A 2996-nucleotide genomic window follows, 5' to 3' on the forward strand; every position below is an offset into this window, starting at 1 on the left:
TCCGGCGTCGGCGCCGGGCATCCCCCGTGCGCTCGGCGTCCATCGTGGCATGCGGCGGCGGCGCACGCAGTCGTCCGTGCGGAGGAGATCGGAGGTGACGGCGAGGCTCCTCCCCAGGCCGCGCCGGGCGGGGGGTGTGGCCGATCCCCGCACATCCCCGCTCGCCGGGCTCGGTCGCGGTTATGATTGGCACTCAGAGTTGCGGAGTGCCAGGCTCCGCGCGGCGGCAGCGCCGCACAGGAGCGTGCCCGTGGGCACCCGGAGTCCGGCGGGAGGTCGGTCGTATGGTGACGGAGCGCGGTCTCCAGGTCCTGCGTGTGATCGTGCAGGACTACGTGGCGAGCCGGGAGCCGGTGGGCTCGAAGTCGATCGTCGAGCGGCACGCCTTCGGCGTGTCTGCAGCCACCATCCGCAACGAGATGGCCCAGCTCGAAGAAGAAGACCTGATCGCCGCCCCGCACACCTCCTCGGGCCGTGTGCCCACCGACAAGGGCTACCGCCTCTTCGTCGACCAGCTCGCCGACCTGCGTCCGCTCACCTCCGCGCAACGGCAGGCGATCGAGACCTTCCTCGGTCAGAGCCCGGATCTCGACGAGGTGCTGGTCAAGACGGTGCGGCTGCTCTCGCAGCTCACCAACAGCGTCGCCCTGGTGCAGTACCCCTCCTTCGGAGCCGCGCGGCTGCGCCATGTGGAGCTGGTCGCCCTCGCGCCGCGCCGGCTGCTCTCTGTGCTCATCACCGACACCGGGCGCGTCGACCAGCGCGTCCTTGAGACTCCGGAGGACGTCGACGACGCGCTCCTCGGCGAGATCCGGGCCAAGCTCAACACCGCTGTGCTCGGCCTCGGCCTCCAGCAGGCGGCCGAGATCCTCGGCTCCGTCGCCGAGCGGTTCAGCCCCGAGCGGCACCGCGTGCTGACCCCGATCGTGCAGACCCTGCTCGAGCAGGTCGGCGCCAACCGCCAGGACCGGCTCGTGATGGCCGGAGCAGCGAACCTCGTGCGCACCGAGGAGGACTTCTCGGGCAGCATCTACCCGGTGCTCGAGGCGATCGAGGAGCAAGTGGAGCTGCTGCGCCTCTTCGCCGAGATGACTCCCGATCCGCGGGGCATCTCGGTGCGGATCGGCCGCGAGAACGCGCCCTTCGGCCTCCAGGAGACCTCGGTGCTCACCAGCGGCTACAACACCGGGGGCGGCCAGGTCTCGCGCCTGGGCGTTCTCGGGCCGATCCGAATGGACTACTCCGGCAACATCGCAGCGGTGCGCGCCGTCGCCCGCTACCTCTCCCGTCTCCTCGGCGAGGAATAGCCCCCAGACCCCACCGGTCCCCGCCGGTTCCCCGGGTGCGCCGCGCCCGGCCCACCGACCCACGAACGAAGGACGAAGCCACCTGTGGCCGATCACTACGAAGTGCTGGGCGTCGATCGCGACGCCTCCGCCGACGAGATCAAGAAGGCGTACCGCCGCCTCGCGCGCGAGCTGCACCCGGACGTCAATCCGAGCGCCGACGCCTCCGAGCGCTTCAAGCTCGTCACCCACGCCTACGACGTCCTGAGCGATGCCCAGCAGCGTGCGCAGTACGACCGCGGCCCCCAGGAGGGCTTCGGCGGAGGCGGGCAGGGCTTCGGCGGCTTCGGCGACATCTTCGAGACCTTCTTCGGCCAGGGCGCGCAGGGCTCGTCACGCGGTCCCCGCTCGCGCCGCGAGCGCGGCCAGGACGCCCTGCTGCGCGTCGAGGTCTCGCTCGACGAGGTCATCTTCGGGGCGCACCGCGACCTCGAGGTCGACACCGCCGTGCTCTGCGAGACCTGCCAGGGCTCCTGCTGCCAGCCCGGCACCTCGCCGATCACGTGCGACATCTGCCACGGCTCCGGTCAGATCCAGCGCACGGTCCGCTCGCTGCTGGGCAATGTGATGACCGCGAGCCCGTGCGGCACTTGCCGCGGCTACGGCACCGTCATCGCCACCCCCTGCTCCACCTGCCAGGGCCAGGGCCGCGTCCGCGCGCGCCGCACCGTCCCCGTCGATGTGCCGGCCGGCGTCGACACCGGTCTGCGCCTTCAGATGCCCGGCAGCGGCGAGGTCGGCCCCGCCGGCGGCCCCAACGGCGATCTCTACCTCGAGATCAAGGTCAAGCACCATGACGTCTTCAGTCGTAACGGCGACGACCTGCTCTGCACTCTCGAGGTCCAGATGACCGACGCGATCCTCGGCTCCACCGCCACCCTCGCGGCGCTCGACGGTGACATCGACATCGACATCAGACCCGGCACGCAGAGCACCGAGATCGTGACGATCAAGGGCCGCGGAGTGACGCGGCTGCGCGGCAGTGGACGCGGCGACCTCCGCATCGGCATCCAGGTGGTCACCCCGACCAAGCTCGGCCACCGCGAGCGCGAGCTGATGCAGGAGTTCGCGAAGCACTACAAGCCGCAGAAGCCCGCGCTGACGCACTTCCAGCAGGGCCTGTTCTCCAAACTCCGCGACCGGTTCCTCGGCTGATCCCGTGGCGCACCACTACATCGACGAGACGCTCGACTCCGCCGGCTTCGCGCCCGGGTCGCGGCTCGCGCTGACGGGCGCGGAGGCACGGCACGCCGCCACCGTGAGCCGGATCCGCGTGGGCGAGAGCGTCCGGGTGGGCGACGGGCGCGGGCGCGTCGCCACGGCGGCGGTCGAGAGCGCCGAGGCGGCGCGGGTGGTGCTCGTGGTCGAGTCGGTGCAGGAATCGCCGGTGCCTTCGCCGCGCCTGGTCCTCGTGCAGGCGCTGGCCAAGGGGGATCGCGACGAGCTCGCTGTCCAGGCCGCGACCGAGCTGGGTGTGGACGAAGTGGTCCCCTGGCAGGCGACCCGGTCGGTGTCTCGCTGGTCGGGCGTGAAGGAGGAGAGGGGCCGCGAGCGGTGGCGCAGCATCGTCCGCGAGGCGAGCAAGCAGTCGCTCCGCGCCCGACTGCCCGAGGTCGCACCGCTCGCGCGGACGAGCGACGTCGTCGGCCG

General features: G+C 71.7%; 3 protein-coding genes. All 3 read left to right on the plus strand.

Annotated features, from left to right (window positions below; genetic code table 11):
- Positions 1-284: 284 nt before the first annotated feature.
- Entirely contained in the window at positions 285-1307 is a 1023-nt protein-coding gene (hrcA, locus tag ACH61_RS14710) for a heat-inducible transcriptional repressor HrcA (RefSeq protein ID WP_068213478.1), read from the plus strand.
- A gap of 84 nt (positions 1308-1391) precedes the next feature.
- Positions 1392-2501, plus strand: a complete 1110-nt coding sequence (dnaJ, locus tag ACH61_RS14715) for a molecular chaperone DnaJ (protein ID WP_068213481.1) — start codon at positions 1392-1394, stop codon at positions 2499-2501.
- Positions 2502-2505: 4 nt separating this feature from the next.
- A partial coding sequence (locus ACH61_RS14720; protein ID WP_153038919.1) for an RsmE family RNA methyltransferase occupies positions 2506-2996 on the plus strand: 491 nt, incomplete at its 3' end.

This window comes from Rathayibacter tanaceti (assembly GCF_001634385.1).
Classification (GTDB): Bacteria; Actinomycetota; Actinomycetes; order Actinomycetales; family Microbacteriaceae; genus Rathayibacter; species Rathayibacter tanaceti.

What these genes read in the sequence shown, in the direction of transcription:
- hrcA (WP_068213478.1), top strand. Translation starts at nt 285, where the DNA reads ATGGTGACGGAGCGCGGTCTCCAGGTCCTGCGTGTGATCGTGCAGGAC.